Below are 16525 nucleotides of genomic sequence, written 5' to 3' on the forward strand. Positions count from 1 at the left end.
TAATCAAACAAGAAAATGGGGCCTCCGTTGTTTTAACGGAGGCCCCATTTTTCTTGTTTCTTTTATTGATACACACTAATTCGTTGATTTGGGTGTGCATTACTTTCCACTTCATCTAACATGGCAACGGCGTAGTCTGCGTAACTAATGTAGCTGTCACCTTGACTATTGGTTGTTAATTCTTCGCCAGCGATTTCATAATGGCCTGTCGCAGGACCATCAGCATCAAACATGGCTGCAGGACTAATATAGGTCCAGTGGATGTTTTGAGCTTCTTTCAATAAGTTTAAAGCTTCGCCCATCGCCGAAGCTAATGGCTGAATTTCTGCTGGGAATGATGGTGTATCTTTTAATTGAGTTGTGTGTTCTGGGTCCACATACAAGGTTCCAGCGCCCCCAACGACAAACAAGCGCGTTTTTTGATTGGTTAAAATCTCAATCAAATGCTGGGTAGATTTGGGGAAATCTTGCACATTAGGGAATCCTAAGGCACTAATTAATACATCAAACGCTTGAATATCTTCTGTTGTTAATTGATAAACATCTTTTTCAATGGTCGGTGTGCCATCTGTTATTTTTGAGGAATTACGAACGATGGCTGTCACGTCCATCCCGCGACGTTTAGCTTCTGCTAAAAGTAATTGTCCTTCTTTTCCTGTTGCTCCTAATACTGCTACTTTCATGTAAATCATCCTTTCATTTTTAAATAGAACTAAAATAGTTACATTTGACACTTTAAAAGTAGAGAGATTACTTATCTCTCTTAACTTCTATTTCATGAATCACATCTGCTAAGGTGATGCTTTTCAATTCTTCTTCCATTTTTTGTTGCACTTTAGTAAATTCAGTTTCTAGTACCGATTGGATATTTGCCCCAACGGAACAGTTTGGATTAGGATTCTGATGAATATTGAAAATCTCTCGTTCCAATTCAACCGCTGTATAAATTTCATACAGTGAGATCTCTTCTGGTTTCTTTAATAAGGTATTTTTATTGGCTCCACGCATGGAATGAATCAAGCCGGCTTTTTTTAACTGGCTCATTAGTCGTCGAACAACGACTGGATTCGTATTCACGCTCGAAGCAATGTATTCAGAAGTCACTTGTTCTTGAGGACCTGTTTCAATCAAACTTAAAATATGAATCGCAACACTTAATTTCGTTGACATGGCCATGTCTAATCACTCCAAACTAAATGTAACGTTATTTGTTACATTTACAGAATACGCTGTTTCGTTTTATTTGTCAATGAGAAACCTCTGACTATTCAAAATAAAAATCATTTGTTGAAACAACACGGGCCCCAAACGGCATTAACGCTAATTTCGCCAATTTAAAGGATTGTTGCCCAAACGGAATACCGATGATTGTCAGACAAAGCAACAAGCCACTAATACAATGCCCAATTGCTAATGGTAGTCCACTGATAATCAGCCAAATAATGTTTACCACCAAAGATACGCCGCTATCACTATACACGACTCGCTTTTTAAACGGCCAAAAGCTCAACCCCGCTAATTTAAAACATTGTAAACCAATCGGAATACCAATGATTGTAATACACCAAATCACGCCTGCGAATAGCCAAGATAAGCCACCAAAAAAGCCGCCAAAGATGAACCATAAAATATTGCCAAGTGTTTTCATTCTTGTTCCTCTACTTTCCTCATTAAAAATTATGTATGTGAGTAAGTATACCATGAAAGCTTCTTTTTGTTTCAAACAATATTGTAAGGTCGCTGACTCGTTAAAAGACGAAGACGCTATTTCATGATACAATGAAGAAACTAACGATAAAGGAGCAGACTTCATGGACTTACATTTAACCGTTGATCTAAAAAAAACAAAGACACTCATTGATTTAGCCGATCAGGCCCACTTAATCATTGAACAAACAACTAAATTACCGAAAAAAGAGGCAGCGATTCTTTTCTTGCTAAGAGATAACCAACTAGTTGCTTTAGGACTTGCTGAAGAAAAAGCTACATATAAAGAAGTTTCTTTTGATCACTCGATTTTATTGAAACCGACTTGGGACACAGAACTTGCCTATTTAGCGCAAGCTTTCCTAGATGATGCGAAAGAAAGTGGTTTAACATTGGAAGCAACCCCAACGACAGTCAAAATTCCGAAAAGTGCGGTAGCGACAGTGACTAACTATAAAGAAACAGTCACCTTTATCTTGGAACGTTTTGGCTATTCTCTGTTTAAAAAACCGGCGCCGAAAAAAGCCAGACCAGCCAAAGCACGCCACAAATGGACAAAAGAAGTTAGCCAAATTCCTTTTTATATTGATACTCGACAAAGCAAAGCAACTGTTTTTTGGCAAAAGCGCAATGAAATGCTTATTAAAGCTGGCGCGACAATGATGCCAGAAGCCCCTTTAAATAAAGACGGGTCTGTCGGTTTCTCCGCTAGATTTGGTGAAAAACTTCGTGATGAACGCAAGGGCCAATTTAAAGAGTTTGTCACAACGGAAGATATCATCTTAAAAAGCGTTAATGAAGTCGGCTTGTTTCTCTATTTTGCTGGAACAAACAGCTGGTTAGAGCTAGTTGATGAGAACGGCAAAACCTTAAATGAATGGACTGTGGTGGAATAAACCTTATAAAAAATGTCGCACCTGATTTTTATGATTCAGGCGCGACACTTTTTTAATTTAAATAACTTTTTGCTATCGCTTGATACTTATCAATCATATCTAAATAATTATCAATTTCGACATATTCGTCGACTTGGTGTGCAGTAGTGGTCACACCTGGTCCAAAGACAACGCAATCAAATGTATTGTCTGATTTAGTAAATTCAGCTAAGTCTGTGGTCCCAGCGCTTGTCACTAATGGTAATGGTTGATCAAATTGGGCTTGAATGGCTTGAATTAACGCAGAATCTTTCTCAGCTTTTACAGGAATTTTATTGTAATCAATCGTTAATTCTAACTGATGTTTTTCTTTTTTGTTCAATTCATCGACAATTTTTTGTAATAATGCAATGACTTGGTCGTTGCTGAATTCTGGAATTGAACGGATATTCCCTTGCAAGGCTGCTTGACCTGGAATACTGTTCACTTGTGTGCCACCTTTAATGACGGTTACATTGTGAATCGTTCGACCCAATTCAGGATTTTCATAGTTTGCTGTGACTTCCGCCATTTGTTGGTTTGCTTCTGTAATAAATTCGTTCAAATTATTAATCGCGTTAATGCCTTCTTCTGGCATCGAACTGTGGGCTTCTTTTCCGTGTGACACAACAGAATAGTTAATTGAACCCATGTGCGCATACATCAAGTTATAATTGGTTGGTTCTCCAATGACTAAGGCACTTAAATCATCCGCATAGCCTTTTTCAGTTAATTGGCCAGCACCTAGCTCACCGACTTCTTCACCAACTGTACCTAAAAATTTAACCGCTCCATTTAATGGAACTTCCTTTTCTTTTAATTCAATCATTGCTAAAACCATTGCGACTAAGCCGCTTTTCATGTCCGTTGCGCCACGGCCATACAATTTATTTCCTTCAATATGGGCCGCAAATGGCGGGAAAGTCCATTGACTTTCGTCCCCTTCAGAAACCACGTCCATGTGGCCACTAAACCCTAAGACTTTTTCTCGGTTTTCACCTAAATAAGCAACCAAACTACTACGATTTGGTGCATAAGAAACAAGTTCAGAAGGGATCTCATATTTTTTCAAAAGATTTTGTAAATAGATTGCCACTTCTTCTTCGTTTCCATTTACAGATTTAATTTTAACCACATCTTGTAAAATACTAATTTTTTCTGATTTTTCCATTGCCATTCGCCCTTTCTTGTTATGCTTAATTCTAGTGTACGCTTCTCTCAGTAAAACCGCAACTGACTTGGTTAGGTCAGTAAAAAACACGCGACAGTTTTAAGAAATGTCGCGTGTTTTTTGCTGAGTTTATTTTAAATAATTAGGCGCTGCCAATTCATTCTCAATGACTTGATTAGGGATCACAAATTCAGGGGTGCCCATATAGTAAGGCGCAATTTCTCCTTGAGGAAACACAATCACTAATTGGTGTTTTTCATTGATATAGAAAGGTTGGTCCTTTTTAATTTTTTTGAAGGGTTGAACATCACTGGGGGCATCCTCTTTTTCGGACCAGTATATTTTATTGCTATCGTTCTTCATTTGGTCTGCTATTTGTTGTTTAATTTCACTACTAATGACATCAATGTAAAAATCATTTTTAAAAATTAAGGGGAGTGAAACGACAACATTGGCTCGTTTGTCGATGGTGTCATATTTCGTTGTCGTCGCAGAGCTGCCTTTAATTTCTGTGAAGGTTCGTTTGACCACTAGGAAGCGACGGTCGTCCACAACTTTTTCATAATCTCCAGTGACTGAAACACGAGAACCATCAAACAATTGCCCTTTGACTTGTTGAAATTCTGTTTGGGCTTCTTTCAAGTATTTTTTGTTGAGCGTGTCGGCTACTGAAGATTCTTGGGATGTTTGGATTTTAGGGACATCGATGTTTACTTCACTTTCCTGTTTTTTCGCTGTCAACGTTTTGATGGTGACTAATTGAACAATTTTATCTAACACAGGAATGTTGCGGGCTGCTTCACTAAAACCTGGAAACAAATTGACTGATAAGACAAAGCCACAAGCCACCACTACACTACTTTGCAGTGAGCGGTTTCTAAAACGAAGCCAGGTGTACCGCTTTTTCTCTTTATGAAAACGCGCTTTGACTTCCGCTTGTAGATCCGTTGGCAACGGTTGTTGGCGGTATTCTTTTGAAAAGTTTTTAACAACACTTTTTACAAAATCTTCCATTATTTTTTCGCTTCCTTTCTTTTACTAATTCAATAGACTTCGGAGTTCATTCAAACTGCGGTACATCTTCGTTTTAATCGTGTTTTCGTTAATATCCAGGATCAAGGCGATTTCTTTTAGCGTAAATCCTTCAAAAAATTTTAATAGAATAATTTCACGATTGGGACTATCTAATTGATTAATAATTTCTTCAATTTCTAAAAAACTGCGTTGGGGATTATTTAAAAGGGCTAACACATGTTCATCTTTTTCAATATGAACAGCTTCTCGTTTCTTTTTACGCCAATAATCTGTCGCTACAGAAAGCAGAATTCGAAAGAACCACGCGTCAAAATCATTAATATCGGGTCCTTTTTGGATGGCCTTCAGTGCCTTTTCAAAGCTTTCTTGAATCACATCCAAGGCATCTTCTTTCGAATGTGTATAGTTAAAGGCAATGCGATACATTTTTTCATATTTGGTATCAACAAGCGTTTCTAACGCACGAATTTGTTTTTTTCTTTTCCAACCATCGAAAACCATCGATTTCTGGAACCTCCTTTCCTGTACACTTATATAGACGAATCACAAGCATAAAAAGTTTCAACTTTTTTATTATTTTTAATTTTTATATTCTAAAAGAAAAAGCGTGGTACAAAAATCACTTTGGATTTTTGCTTCACGCTCAAAATCTGATAAACGGCGGGAACAGAACCAGCTCCTTCGGAAATAAGCCGAAATTGTTGAGAATCACGAAGAACGTAGTGATTCGATGATGAACAATACCTACTTGGTCTCCAAAAATTAAAGAACAATTTCCGGAAATTTCTTCTTATTTCTCGGAGCTAAGCGGTGCTGTCCCGACCTTGTTTTCTTCTCCCGAGTGCGGTCTTAGTGCACTCAGCGTTTTAATAAAATGCGACCAATCAACAGGACGTGGTGGCGCTAGCCAAATAATTTGGGTAATCTCAGGCCAATCGACAAAATGAATATCCGATAAAATTAATTGTACACTTTCATCTACATGTGCTTTGAAAATGATATTCCATTCCGTAATTTTTTCAATATTTTTTTGTATCATACGATTATAGGCTTCACCAAAGGAAAAGTCGACACACAATGTAATCGGAGCCAAAACTTTTTTCAATGGTAACGCATCCACCATTAACAACAGATACCGATAAAATAAAAACTGTCTGGCATCCCAAACAGCGGGATTCGTTTTTTGTTCTTGAATAAATTGTCGACTAGCAGAAAAATACTCTGTATACGTTTCTGCAAAGTAGGTTATATCCATTTTGCGATAACTATAGTTTGCTTCTATTGGAAAATGGAACAATTTAAAATGTACGATTGTTACTTTTTGTTCAAAACCTTGCAGGACTTCCTCGGAAAGCTGAAATTGTATTTTTAAATAGCTTAACAAGTCACGATTCAATTGTTGAATTTCTGCAAATCTTTGGCAAAGTGCTGCTGAAGCTACTTGAAGCCACTCTTCAGCAATTAAAAATAAGAGTAAATAATTGCCTTCGTTTGTTCGTTGTGGTTCTGGGATTTGAAGACTCTCTAACCAATTGAAAACATTCTGCTGATTGTCACCGGCTAATTGTTTTAACACTTGCGAATCTACTTTTTTCTCTACATAAAACTGTTGCTGCGTTCGTACTAAAGAAACCGCCAAAAAATGAAAACATTTAGCTTGTGCATAGCCCGCACGCTGATTAAGATGAACCTTCTCAGAAAAAAATAGCTCAAAGTTCCGAATCTGCTCTAAAACTTTTTTACCGTACAATGAAAAATCACGTTGGTATAATTGTAAAAAAACCAGTGTTGTTACTTCGCGTAAATTGGTTTCATTTCCCACCAAGTGAAATTCTTTATTAATTGTAATTTGATAATTTTCCAGCATTTTCTTTAATTCCTTGAACTCCTTATAAGCCAATGTGTGACTAACAAAGTGTTCTAACGCAAACTCATTTACAGAATCAAAACGCTGAAAAAAGAAATCTTGAAACATAGCAAAACGTAACGACTCTTTAATATAGCAATCAATCAAAGTAGCAGAAGTTTCCGTTCCTGATTCATTAAGCGTTAAGAAAATACCATCGCTCACAATTTGAAAATCCTCTGATAAACCAAATTCAATAAAATCAGCATTTAATTCAGCGACCGTTTTGTTCACGATAAATTCAGATAATTCTAACTCCTGCATTACGGTTTCTTTTGACTCTGTTAACATCGGTGCATTTTCCAGTAACTGAAATAAGGCGATTTTTCTTTTATCCACTTTATTTAAAAACATCATCAATATCATAGACTTCTCTCACATCCATTTTTTTCCCATACAATCCATTTCCTGAAAGAAAGTACCCAACCGCTGCTAAATAGCTTTCAGATTCTTCATCGCCGCCTGCACCAAGTCCGTTAGGAAAGACAAAATCTTTATTCACTTGTAGGGGATGAGCCGTTGTTTCTTTTGTTTGTTTCTTTTTTTCTTTTGACATTGCCGGTTTCTCCACAGGTTTGTCTTTTTTCTTGGGTGAAGGCTTTTTTTCTTCAGAAGGAACCGTAGTTTTTTGATCTTCCTGAGGGGTTGGCGCAGGTTGTTCCGGTTCTGACTTTTCCTGAGGGGTGATTGATTCTGGTTTTGGTTGAATTTCTTCCGTTGGTTCTAAGGGATTATAAATAGGTGTCGCCAATGTTTGAATTGGTTCTATTTCGACAGCCGTAAAAATTAGCAAAGAACTAAATAAAAAAAGATACTTTTTTCTCATGGCTTCTCACTCTCTCTACCTCTACTTTATGGGAAGCAATTCCTTGTAAAAGTACCTTTACTTTTACAAGGAAAACCCTTTTTGTCAATAGATAGCCCTTTTTATTGCTCAGATTGTTGTTCTTCCTCTTTTTTCTTTTTACGATACAAGAAGAAAATCAATAAGAGCAGCGCTAGAATGATGAATGCAATCAGTAGATACAACCACCAATTGGTTCCTTTAATGGTTACGTCTTTTTCATTTAATTCTTTAGCAACGTCCCCAGAAATAGTAAATTCTTTTGTAAATTCCCATTTGTACAGGTACCGTTCTTCACCATTGGCGCCTTTGACTTGATAGGTGCCCTTTTCATCTTTTACACCATAGGCCGTTGATTTCAAGACATATTTCCCTGGCGTTAATCGTTCCCCTTTTAAAGAAATTGGGTAACTAAAGTTAGAGTTTGGCGCCACTTGCATATCCTCAGTATCGGATTGGTAAAGCGTTTCGCCTCCTTTTGAAACAGTGTTGATTAAATGTAATTGGTTTAAGTAGGCCGCTTGTGGGTTTTGTAAAGAAACATTGATGACGTTTCGCGCGTTGACTTGGCCTGGTTTAACCCCCAGTAATTTTAAATCTGGTTGAACCTTTGTCTCATTTTGCTGAAGAATAATAGCCACAACATAGGAGTATTCATTATTAATAGCTAACCCTTTTGATTGATCCGCAGAAGTCGTGGTTTCTTTCTTTTTCTCTTTGAGTGTTATGCCGCCAGCCATCACGCCATCAAAAGAATCTTTAGGCATCGTGATGGTTAAAGGTAATGTCTTTTGGGAATGCTTCGGCAAGATGATTTCTTTCGGTGCTTCCACATAATCTTTTAAGTTAAAGCGTAAAGTTTTGTCAGGTTTGATCCCGTTTTGGCCATATTCTACTACGCCATTTAAATTCGTTGTCGCTGAGTTCACCGTATTTTCAATGGTAATGTCTTCATCTGTATCATTGCGTAACTGAATTTCTACGGTTTGTTTGGCACCAGGCGCCATTTTTAAGTCAAAGTAAGTTTTTGATTTATCCACTTGATTTTCGGGAATTGTTGGTGTGACCGCAAAATTAAATTCAGAAGCGTGCGCCTCCACGCCAATCCAGCCAAATAACATACAAGCGATTACCGTTGCATATACTTTCCATCTGTTCATATTCATTCTCCTATGTCTGTCATTCTTTGTTGTATTATAAGCACCAAAAGACCGAAAGATAAGCCAAAAATTTTTGACTTATATCCCGATCTTGCGTGTATGCTGTCGTTCTTAGTTTCCTGTGTTAGCAGGTGTATCTGTCAAAGTCCAAGTAAAAGTTGTCGTGTATTTTTTCGCATATTTTGTGGTTGAACCAGGTACTTCTAATGAAATACTTGTTTTAGCGGCATCTACACTATCGCCCCAGCTCATTAAGTACGTACCCGCACCTTCTTTATCGCCAGCAGCCATGACCACTGATTCAGCCCCAGTTGGGTTTAATTCAATCATAGCTGGCGCTGTCGTTGGTTTTGCAGATTGTGAAGCTGAAACCACGCGTCCGTTGCTTAAAGTTACTTTGGCCGCTGTTAGTTCTTGATTGGCTTCAGTTTTGAATTGACCATTTTGTTTTACTTTTAGCGTCCAACCTGTTTCAGTCCCACGATTATCTGAGACTTGAACAAAGTTCGGGCCTTCTTGGTCGGCACCAGCATTATCTTTGTATTTTTGTGTTTCTGCATAGTAGGTCATATTTTTTGAGGTAATCGTTTGTTCCCCAAAAGATAAGCTAGATGCATAGTCAATGGATAACGGACCTGCTGTCCCTGGCTTAGGCCCTGTCGGATCAGTTGGATCAACTGGCGTAATTGGTTTATCCGGATCTGGATTCGTCGGATCAACTGGATTCGTTGGGTTCGTATTTGGTGCAAATTGAATCGCTCCGTTTGTTTGGTATTCACCACCGTCGACTGCTAATGCACTCATTGGTACAAGTGCCAATGCGCCTAAAGTTGTGGTTGCCATCAATGTCATTACTTTTGTCTTTTTCATTTATTTCCCTCCATTATTTACTGGTACATCTGAAAGTAGCCAAGTCAAAGTTGTTTTATATTGTACTGCATCCTTAGGGGTTTTCCCGGGAACAGTTAGTGAGATTGCCCGTGTGATTGTGGCATTTACTTGCTGTCCTTGTTGATTTTTTTCGGTCACTTTTTCCGCTTGCCCCCACAGCGTGATCCACGTTCCGGCGCCGGTCTTTTCTGGGGCTTGCATGACAACAGTTTCTGCGCCTGCAGCATCTAATTGAATGTTTGCGGTAGCAGTTGGCGGCAATACGTCCGTCGCATTTGAGCGCACACTGGGCTCAGTAAAGGCGACGGTGGCGCCTGTTAATTCTTTGTGTAATGTTTCTGCATTACGAAATTGACCATTTTGTTTCACTTTTAAAACCCAGCCAGCATTGGTTCCCCGTAAATCACTTACTTGTACATAATTAGCAGTTGCCAATTCACTTGCTGAACCATCTGGATTTTTATAGGTTTGCGCTCTGGCAAAATACGTTTGATCCTTATTCGATATCTCATTACTCCCAAAATCCAAACTTGAGGCATAATCGATGGAAAGCGGCCCAGGGGTACCTGGATTAGGTCCATCAGGATTCGTTGGATCGACTGGTCGAACTGGTTTTTCTGGATCGGGATTTTCTGGATTTACTGGATCCGTCCCATCTGTGCTTGGGGTAAAAACAATCGACTGTTCGCTATCAAAAACGACCGTCGCCGCTTCAGCAGGAACAGTGGCGCCAAGCAACATTGTTCCGAATAACAAGGAGTAGACGACTGTTTTTTTCATTTACTTAGCCTCCAACATTCGTTGGTACAGATTTCAATGTCCATGTTAAGGTCGTACGATATTCTTTTGCTAATTTAATCGCTTTACCTGGGACATTTAATTTCACGGCAGTAGCACCTTCTGTCGCATCTTTCCCAAAACGATAGACCCAAGTCCCCATTCCTTTACCATCTTCTGCTTTGACTAATTCTACTTCTGTTCCAGGAACAAAGGTATGTGCTGCTGTTGGTGTTGGCGCGTATGCGGCATCAACAATCGATGTCACACCTGCATTGGCAATCGATAAAGCGGCCCCCACTAATTCTTCATTTTGGGCTGTTTTGAATTGCCCATTTTGTACAGCGCTTAACGTCCAGCCTTCTTGTGTCCCACGTTTATCCGTTACCTGAACATAGTTGGGACCTGTTGTTCCATCTTTAAATGTTTGAATTTGTGCGTAATAATCTTTCGTATCGGAAGTGATTTTTTGGGCCCCAAATTGAAAGCTTGAAGCATAGTCAATTGATAAGGGGCCTGCAGTCCCTGGTTTTGGTCCAGTTGGGTCAGTTGGATCTTCTGGTTCAACTTTTTCATCTGGATTGGTTGGGTTAACTGGCTTCGTTGGATCTGTATCTGGTTCAAATGTAATGGCGCCATTACTTGTATAGTTCACGTTAATATCTTCCGCAAATGCTTGTTGTGTCGCTAGGACACCGCTAAATCCTACAATCCCTACTACTGCTAATACTGTTTTTTTCATCTTCTTTTCTCCTTTTAATAAATAATATGCCTATAGTGATAAGGCTGATTCCCAAATAAATAAATGGTTCTTGATTGGTGGTACCTGTCGCTGGTAATCTTCCTTGTCGCGACCCATATATGCCAGAAGAAAGGATAGATGAAGCACCTCCGTCAGCTGGCTTGGTGGGTTCGGTCGTTGTGGAAGAATTACTAGTCGCTGTTGTCGACTCTTCTGTGGGATATTCATACGTTCCATAAAAGGAGACAACACCACTATTTTCATAAGCTGCTTCCCCAAACGCAGTGTCTGAATGACAGAAGCTGAAAAGACCTAAAAAACAACTAAGCAAAAGGTATTTTTTCATCTCACTTCTCTCCTCCTTGTTATGGTGCCATGACTAATGACCATGACAATGTCCCTTTAAATTCACCGACTTTTTGTTTTTCGACTGGCACAGATAGTTTAAGTCCCCGTTGGTTTGCCGCACCCCAACCTTGGTTAATTGTATAACTACCTGAACCTGAGCCTTCATTTTCTGTAACAACCGTATCTCCCTTATTGAGTAAAAATTCTCCTTTGTCTGTAACCAATGACAAATCTTCCAATTGATCTGTGCCGTTCGTTAAGGGATTCGTTACCTGAACATTCAGTTTCCAAGGCGTACTTTCTGTCCCGCGTGTGTCTTGAACGACTAAATCATCTGAAAGAGTTGGCCAGTAAACTTCTGGCTTGGCAGAAATTTTTTGTTTGCCAAAATCAATTGTTTTAGGTACTTTTTCTAACGTTAATTCGCCTGAAATAGACACATTGACTTTTTTATTTAATGTTTCACCAGCTTCTGTAAATTGATAATTGGCTGGCACCGTTTTAGCTAATTCTTCTGGTTTCGCTTGCTGAATGGCTTGGAAGGTTGCGGCATCAAGACTTGGTGTTTGATTGGCCCGACCATCTGCGAAAATCACCGTTGCTTGTGTCCATTGTGCCAACTCGTCTGAATTCGTTAAGCCATTTGCTTCTTTTAATTTCAAATGCGCACTTGTCGCATACAAGGCAAACGAACGATCTTTGGCAAGGACACTTTCATTTTTCACAACAACTAAATGAACCGTTTTGTTTTGCAAATTATCCCCTGACGTCCCTGCTTCTAATTGAATATCATGTGTCCGCGATACAGTTTTTTCTGCTAACGGCGCTTGAATTTGTGGTAAATCCGTCTCTTTTAATGAGGTTTTGAAAAACGGCCGACCTTTTGCACCAAGCATTTCTATTACTTTATCGACAGTCGTTAGTTGCGCTGCCTCATCTTCTGTGACAATCACCGATTGCCCCGAAAGTTCCACTTTATTTGAAAATTGAACTTTCACCTGATAACTGTAGTTCATATTCGTCGCTTTCCATGAAAGCGGGGTGGTATCTTTTTGCTCTGGAATTTGCTCTATCGCGCTCCCAACTTCACTAGATTTAACCGTTCCTTGGTGCAACCAAGAACCTGTTACTTCGTCAGGAAGGAAGCTTAGGGTTGGTGTTAAAGCACTTGAGGTCGGAATCATCAAACGTCCTTTTTGAACTTTTTGTCCAGCTACTTCGGTGCCCCACGCTTGTAAGGTTAACGGCGCATTGCCAGCTTTGACCTCTTTTACATCATGAGAAATAGTACCTGCACCTGCCACAATCCCAGGCGTTTCCACTTCGTAATCGATGATGGAGCCAGGAATTGCTATTCCATAGCCATTGGCGCCCTTGGTCACATCGTTATCGCCAATAAATGTTTTTCCAGTCGCTTTTTCAATCCCATGAAACGTTGTTGGCGTAAGTTTTGTAGCATTATTGACCGTTGGATTAATCGTCAAGACCTGATAGGCTTTGACATTTCCAAACCAAGTCCCTGTGCTATCCACCAAAGCAGTTGTATCTGTCGTTGGTTTAATCCATAAAAGTTCATCTTTTGTTGGATCGACAGCTTCAAAATCCGCAATGTTTACTTTACCTGTACCAGGAATTGTTTCTAATGTTGCATGATCCTGAACCGTTAGTTTGCTAGCTGAAATTAAATTGGCTGTGTTGGTGATTCCAATTCCAGCGTTTTTAGATAGATGAATTGATCCGAATTCATTGTAAGTCGTACTATGATTCGCGGCAGTAGCAGAAACGCCATTTTTGATGTTCCCACCATTAGCCATTAATTTAATGCCATTGGTGACATTTAATTCCGTAAAGTTGACAACGCCTAAGCCTGTCGCATTTAGTGGTTCTGTTTGATAGTTATTGGTGCCGTCAACGTTAGTCCCAAAGTTAAAGGCCACTTTATTTGAACTAGCATTCACAATTGCATTAGTAAAATTATCTGTTGATGAACCACCGGATAAACCGTTAATACTAACTGCACCTTGAACATTTGCGGTAACATCACGTAAGATTTTTCCGCCACTGATATTGGAATACTGTGTCGCATATAAATTTCCAATACTAGAACCCGCTGCTTGAATATTCATTGTAATCTTGCCGTTCTTGGTATACGCAGCATTGGTTCCACCATCACCGTAAATGCTGGCCCCATTTAAAGATTCCACACCTGTTTTAGTGAAAATATTTAAAGTAATTGTGTTTGATTCATCCGTTCCTAGTGTCGTATTTTGACCATAGGGCCGACCACCAGTAATGTAGGTATTACCAGGCAACTTAAACTCTCCGTTGTAATTTCTTAAATCAATTAAGAGTTTGGCATTTCCAAGAAGTGAGCCCGCATTGGTAATCCCACCTGAAAAACCGTTCGCGCCTGTCCGAGGAGTTCCTGAGAAATTTCCTCCGTAGATGCGATTGTCTGAATTACCAGTAATTGTATGGCCACCGCTTGCTCCATAAGAAGCGCCCATCGAAGCATTAATTACTCCTTCATAAACCGTTACACCGACATTCCCAACATTTTTGGCATCATTCCAGCCACCGCCTGAAAGAAACCAATCGACTTGACCATTATTAACGATTGTTTGACCGTTTCCATAAACTCGAGCTGCTTGATAGCCTGTTCCTTCTAATGTGTCAGCAATCCCGCCATTCAATGTGTTAGAAGTATTGCCTTCAACGACACCTGAAAAAGAGCCACCATATGTCCAGCGAGCAATGGTATTATTTAAAACAGTCTTAGTATCTCCTTTTATATAGATATCCCAAGTATCATTACTAGCAGGATAGCCGCCGCCACCAACAATATCCCAACCTGAATTATTACCACGACTTTTATTGGTCGTTGAATAATCTAAGCTTGTCGGTTTTGCGCCTGAATAAGCCATACCATCGCCACCTAAAGACCCATCACCATTCGCTGTTCCCACTTCAATTGTTGTATTTCCTTCGATATAACCGCCGCGGCCAGCTGCAGTTGAGTAAATTGCACCATTATTAAACGAACCGCTGACTAATTTAGAAGAAATATTTCCGAAAACTTTAAAAGCTGCTGCCGATTTGGCTAATTCTGCTCTTTGCTGTGGTGTATAAGCATCATACGTTGCTTCATTTGAGGCCCCAATTTGACTCTTGTTAAATTTCGAAACATTGTTACCAGCACCGCCGTTAAAATCATTAATACCACCAGCGGTATTCGTTCCTGCTGTAACCACATTCGTAATATCTCCGATGATCGTTCCAGAATATTGGTTGCCTCCTTCAAAATCTGCACGACCCGCACTATACAACTGTGTATTTAAATTTGTAGTAATTCCATCAGTCGTACGATTCGTTCCTATATCGCCACGGGAAGAGCCACCAATAAAACGTTGACCCGCTGTATACCAACGGCCATATCCAGAAATATCGTTTGTTACTTTTCCACCAATATTTCCGTATTGAACACCGCCATAATACGTACTTAATTGGAAACCTGTAGCAGCATTCGTAATCGCAACCTTTGTTGAGACGTTACCAGTAACATTCGCTGTGTTGGTTGCGTTGGTCCCATAACCGCCCCCATAAATTGAAGCAATTCTGCCACCAGAATCATTGACAACCAATGAAGTATTCCCAGTCACTGTCCCAATATTGGCGCCCCCACTTAATGTATTTAGTCCGCTCCGTGTATTGTTAATAACAATCGTAGGATTTCCAGCTAAATTACCACCATTTTGGTTTCCGCCATAGAAATTCCATGTCCCTGTACCTGTACTATTTACTGTTAAAGTTGGGTTTCCTGAAACATCTCCTGTATCCGTTCCACCGTATACGGTCAGACCGTTTCCACTAGAACCGCCATTCAAGTTCAAACTGTAACCATTTAAATACATATTCGTACCTGTATAGTTTAGATTTCTCAAAGTGATGTTTGAGCCAAAAAAGATATTTTGATTAAATCCTAACGTCTTAGAACCCGTTGGCGCCGTTTGATCCATACTAATCGGATCCGCACTGTTTCCAGTAATCACTAAATGATTGACCTTGCCTTGCAAGGCGTAAAAAGTCATATTACTTGCCGTAACGGTGTCAGGAATCACTTTAGCGGTGGTCGCCGCACTCGTCGTAATATTGTTTCCTATATAAAGAGTGAAATCGCCATTGTTTCCCTGTTGATACAAATCAAACAAGGCTTCTTTCAAGCCAGCCTCTGTCGATGCATATTCTTTGTACGCTGCTCCATCTCCTGCTGGACTTGGCACAACAATCACTTTTGTTTTATCCGCAGGAGCAATTGTGTCCGCAATGGACTGATCAACTGAGATAGCTCTGGCCATGCGTGTCAGTTTCTGTTTAAAGACAGCCGTAAGTTGTGTATCTTCTGAAAACTCTAATTGAAGAAGTTCTTCATTTGTATATGTTTTTCCTTGGTAAGACCAGCCAACGAAAGTCGCATTTTCCTCACTATTCGCCCATTTTGGTAATTCTTCTGTCCGAAGTGGCTGATTTTTTTCTTTTACCACTTGATAACTTTTGGCATCATTTAGAAACAAAGCTTGATCCGTTGTTTCAAAGGTCAAGGTGATTTGCTTCTGCTCTTCGCTTGGTTTTGTTTCTGTGGAAGAGGTGGTTACTTTTTCTGTGATAGCACTAGATTCCGTCATTGATGACTGTTCTGTAGAATGTGCGCTGCTTTCTTTTGTTGCTTCACTTGTACTGGTTTCTGCTGTTTTTGGCTGTGTCTGCGTACGTTCCGTTTGTTGCTCCCCTTCAATCGCCCACGCTGAAACAGATAAAAATGGTTGTACAAGTAAACAAGTTGCCAATAAAACAGCGATTTTCTTTTTCATTAACTTCATCACTCCTCCCTCGAAGTAAACTTTCCACAACCAACCTATGGCTCAAGTATACGAAGTTTTCTTCTGATTTTTTTAAAGATATTTTCTTAATTTCAAAAAAAAAATTTATTTTTTAATTTTCTTTTTGTTAACTAAACGAATTTTTTGCTGTTT

Annotated in this window: 16 protein-coding genes; 2 read left to right on the forward strand and 14 right to left on the reverse strand. The window is 39.5% G+C overall.

From position 1 onward, the window contains the following. Positions 1–62: 62 nt before the first annotated feature. The 3 genes from IGK03_RS12800 to IGK03_RS12810 all read right to left on the reverse strand — a co-directional run bounded on the left by IGK03_RS12800 (position 63) and on the right by IGK03_RS12810 (position 1648). Positions 63–692, reverse strand: a complete 630-nt coding sequence (locus IGK03_RS12800) for an NAD(P)-dependent oxidoreductase (RefSeq protein ID WP_016618615.1) — start codon at positions 690–692, stop codon at positions 63–65. A gap of 58 nt (positions 693–750) precedes the next feature. Beyond that, the gene (locus IGK03_RS12805) at positions 751–1176 is read right to left on the reverse strand and encodes an Rrf2 family transcriptional regulator (RefSeq protein WP_002383201.1); all 426 of its coding nucleotides are present in this window, start codon (positions 1174–1176) and stop codon (positions 751–753) included. An 88-nt stretch (positions 1177–1264) separates the two neighbouring features. Further along, the gene (locus IGK03_RS12810) at positions 1265–1648 is read right to left on the reverse strand and encodes a YccF domain-containing protein (RefSeq protein ID WP_002358999.1); all 384 of its coding nucleotides are present in this window, start codon (positions 1646–1648) and stop codon (positions 1265–1267) included. Between the two features lie 163 nt (positions 1649–1811). Here IGK03_RS12810 and IGK03_RS12815 point away from each other — a divergent pair, with 163 nt between their 5' ends. Next, positions 1812–2603 carry a hypothetical protein gene (locus tag IGK03_RS12815; RefSeq protein ID WP_049095454.1) on the forward strand — a complete coding sequence of 264 codons (792 nt, stop codon included), beginning with the start codon at positions 1812–1814 and terminating at the stop codon, positions 2601–2603. Between the two features lie 52 nt (positions 2604–2655). Here the strand turns inward: IGK03_RS12815 and IGK03_RS12820 are convergent, their stop codons facing one another. The 10 genes from IGK03_RS12820 to IGK03_RS12865 form a co-directional block, all read right to left on the reverse strand. Continuing rightward, entirely contained in the window at positions 2656–3792 is a 1137-nt protein-coding gene (locus tag IGK03_RS12820) for an ArgE/DapE family deacylase (RefSeq protein ID WP_002367472.1), read from the reverse strand. A 129-nt stretch (positions 3793–3921) separates the two neighbouring features. Then, entirely contained in the window at positions 3922–4806 is an 885-nt protein-coding gene (locus tag IGK03_RS12825) for an RsiV family protein (RefSeq protein ID WP_002370130.1), read from the reverse strand. Between the two features lie 24 nt (positions 4807–4830). After that, positions 4831–5328, reverse strand: a complete 498-nt coding sequence (locus tag IGK03_RS12830; RefSeq protein WP_002372752.1) for an RNA polymerase sigma factor — start codon at positions 5326–5328, stop codon at positions 4831–4833. Positions 5329–5617: 289 nt separating this feature from the next. Beyond that, entirely contained in the window at positions 5618–7099 is a 1482-nt protein-coding gene (locus tag IGK03_RS12835; RefSeq protein ID WP_002378832.1) for a helix-turn-helix domain-containing protein, read from the reverse strand. Then, entirely contained in the window at positions 7074–7559 is a 486-nt protein-coding gene (locus tag IGK03_RS12840) for a hypothetical protein (protein WP_002372750.1), read from the reverse strand. Before IGK03_RS12840 ends, IGK03_RS12835 begins: the two co-directional genes overlap by 26 nt. A 101-nt stretch (positions 7560–7660) precedes the next feature. After that, entirely contained in the window at positions 7661–8743 is a 1083-nt protein-coding gene (locus tag IGK03_RS12845) for a DUF916 and DUF3324 domain-containing protein (RefSeq protein WP_002372747.1), read from the reverse strand. Positions 8744–8848: 105 nt separating this feature from the next. Next, the gene (locus IGK03_RS12850; RefSeq protein ID WP_010824036.1) at positions 8849–9607 is read right to left on the reverse strand and encodes a WxL domain-containing protein; all 759 of its coding nucleotides are present in this window, start codon (positions 9605–9607) and stop codon (positions 8849–8851) included. Continuing rightward, positions 9608–10408: a WxL domain-containing protein gene (locus IGK03_RS12855; RefSeq protein WP_002385162.1), complete on the reverse strand. Its 801-nt coding sequence runs from the start codon at positions 10406–10408 to the stop codon at positions 9608–9610. It lies immediately after the preceding gene. A 4-nt stretch (positions 10409–10412) separates the two neighbouring features. After that, positions 10413–11147: a WxL domain-containing protein gene (locus tag IGK03_RS12860; protein ID WP_002365407.1), complete on the reverse strand. Its 735-nt coding sequence runs from the start codon at positions 11145–11147 to the stop codon at positions 10413–10415. Continuing rightward, positions 11104–11202, reverse strand: coding sequence for a hypothetical protein (locus IGK03_RS12865; protein WP_229203123.1), 99 nt, complete (start codon positions 11200–11202; stop codon positions 11104–11106). The genes IGK03_RS12860 and IGK03_RS12865 overlap by 44 nt, the downstream gene beginning before the upstream one ends. Positions 11203–11221: 19 nt before the next feature. On the opposite strand from IGK03_RS12865, the gene IGK03_RS12870 reads away from it, so the two are divergent. Continuing rightward, positions 11222–11386, forward strand: a complete 165-nt coding sequence (locus IGK03_RS12870) for a hypothetical protein (RefSeq protein ID WP_229201446.1) — start codon at positions 11222–11224, stop codon at positions 11384–11386. A 126-nt stretch (positions 11387–11512) separates the two neighbouring features. Here the strand turns inward: IGK03_RS12870 and IGK03_RS12875 are convergent, their stop codons facing one another. Continuing rightward, complete coding sequence (locus tag IGK03_RS12875; protein WP_049095436.1) at positions 11513–16372, reverse strand: hypothetical protein; 4860 nt, start codon at positions 16370–16372, stop codon at positions 11513–11515. Positions 16373–16525: the final 153 nt, after the last annotated feature.

This window comes from Enterococcus sp. DIV2453a, assembly GCF_050533535.1.
Lineage (GTDB): Bacteria > Bacillota > Bacilli > Lactobacillales > Enterococcaceae > Enterococcus > Enterococcus faecalis.

What these genes read in the sequence shown, in the direction of transcription:
- IGK03_RS12800 (WP_016618615.1), bottom strand. Translation starts at nt 692, where the DNA reads ATGATTTACATGAAAGTAGCAGTATTAGGAGCAACAGGAAAAGAAGGA.
- IGK03_RS12805 (WP_002383201.1), bottom strand. Translation starts at nt 1,176, where the DNA reads ATGGCCATGTCAACGAAATTAAGTGTTGCGATTCATATTTTAAGTTTG.
- IGK03_RS12810 (WP_002358999.1), bottom strand. Translation starts at nt 1,648, where the DNA reads ATGAAAACACTTGGCAATATTTTATGGTTCATCTTTGGCGGCTTTTTT.
- IGK03_RS12815 (WP_049095454.1), top strand. Translation starts at nt 1,812, where the DNA reads ATGGACTTACATTTAACCGTTGATCTAAAAAAAACAAAGACACTCATT.
- IGK03_RS12820 (WP_002367472.1), bottom strand. Translation starts at nt 3,792, where the DNA reads ATGGAAAAATCAGAAAAAATTAGTATTTTACAAGATGTGGTTAAAATT.
- IGK03_RS12825 (WP_002370130.1), bottom strand. Translation starts at nt 4,806, where the DNA reads ATGGAAGATTTTGTAAAAAGTGTTGTTAAAAACTTTTCAAAAGAATAC.
- IGK03_RS12830 (WP_002372752.1), bottom strand. Translation starts at nt 5,328, where the DNA reads ATGGTTTTCGATGGTTGGAAAAGAAAAAAACAAATTCGTGCGTTAGAA.
- IGK03_RS12835 (WP_002378832.1), bottom strand. Translation starts at nt 7,099, where the DNA reads ATGATATTGATGATGTTTTTAAATAAAGTGGATAAAAGAAAAATCGCC.
- IGK03_RS12840 (WP_002372750.1), bottom strand. Translation starts at nt 7,559, where the DNA reads ATGAGAAAAAAGTATCTTTTTTTATTTAGTTCTTTGCTAATTTTTACG.
- IGK03_RS12845 (WP_002372747.1), bottom strand. Translation starts at nt 8,743, where the DNA reads ATGAATATGAACAGATGGAAAGTATATGCAACGGTAATCGCTTGTATG.
- IGK03_RS12850 (WP_010824036.1), bottom strand. Translation starts at nt 9,607, where the DNA reads ATGAAAAAGACAAAAGTAATGACATTGATGGCAACCACAACTTTAGGC.
- IGK03_RS12855 (WP_002385162.1), bottom strand. Translation starts at nt 10,408, where the DNA reads ATGAAAAAAACAGTCGTCTACTCCTTGTTATTCGGAACAATGTTGCTT.
- IGK03_RS12860 (WP_002365407.1), bottom strand. Translation starts at nt 11,147, where the DNA reads ATGAAAAAAACAGTATTAGCAGTAGTAGGGATTGTAGGATTTAGCGGT.
- IGK03_RS12875 (WP_049095436.1), bottom strand. Translation starts at nt 16,372, where the DNA reads ATGAAGTTAATGAAAAAGAAAATCGCTGTTTTATTGGCAACTTGTTTA.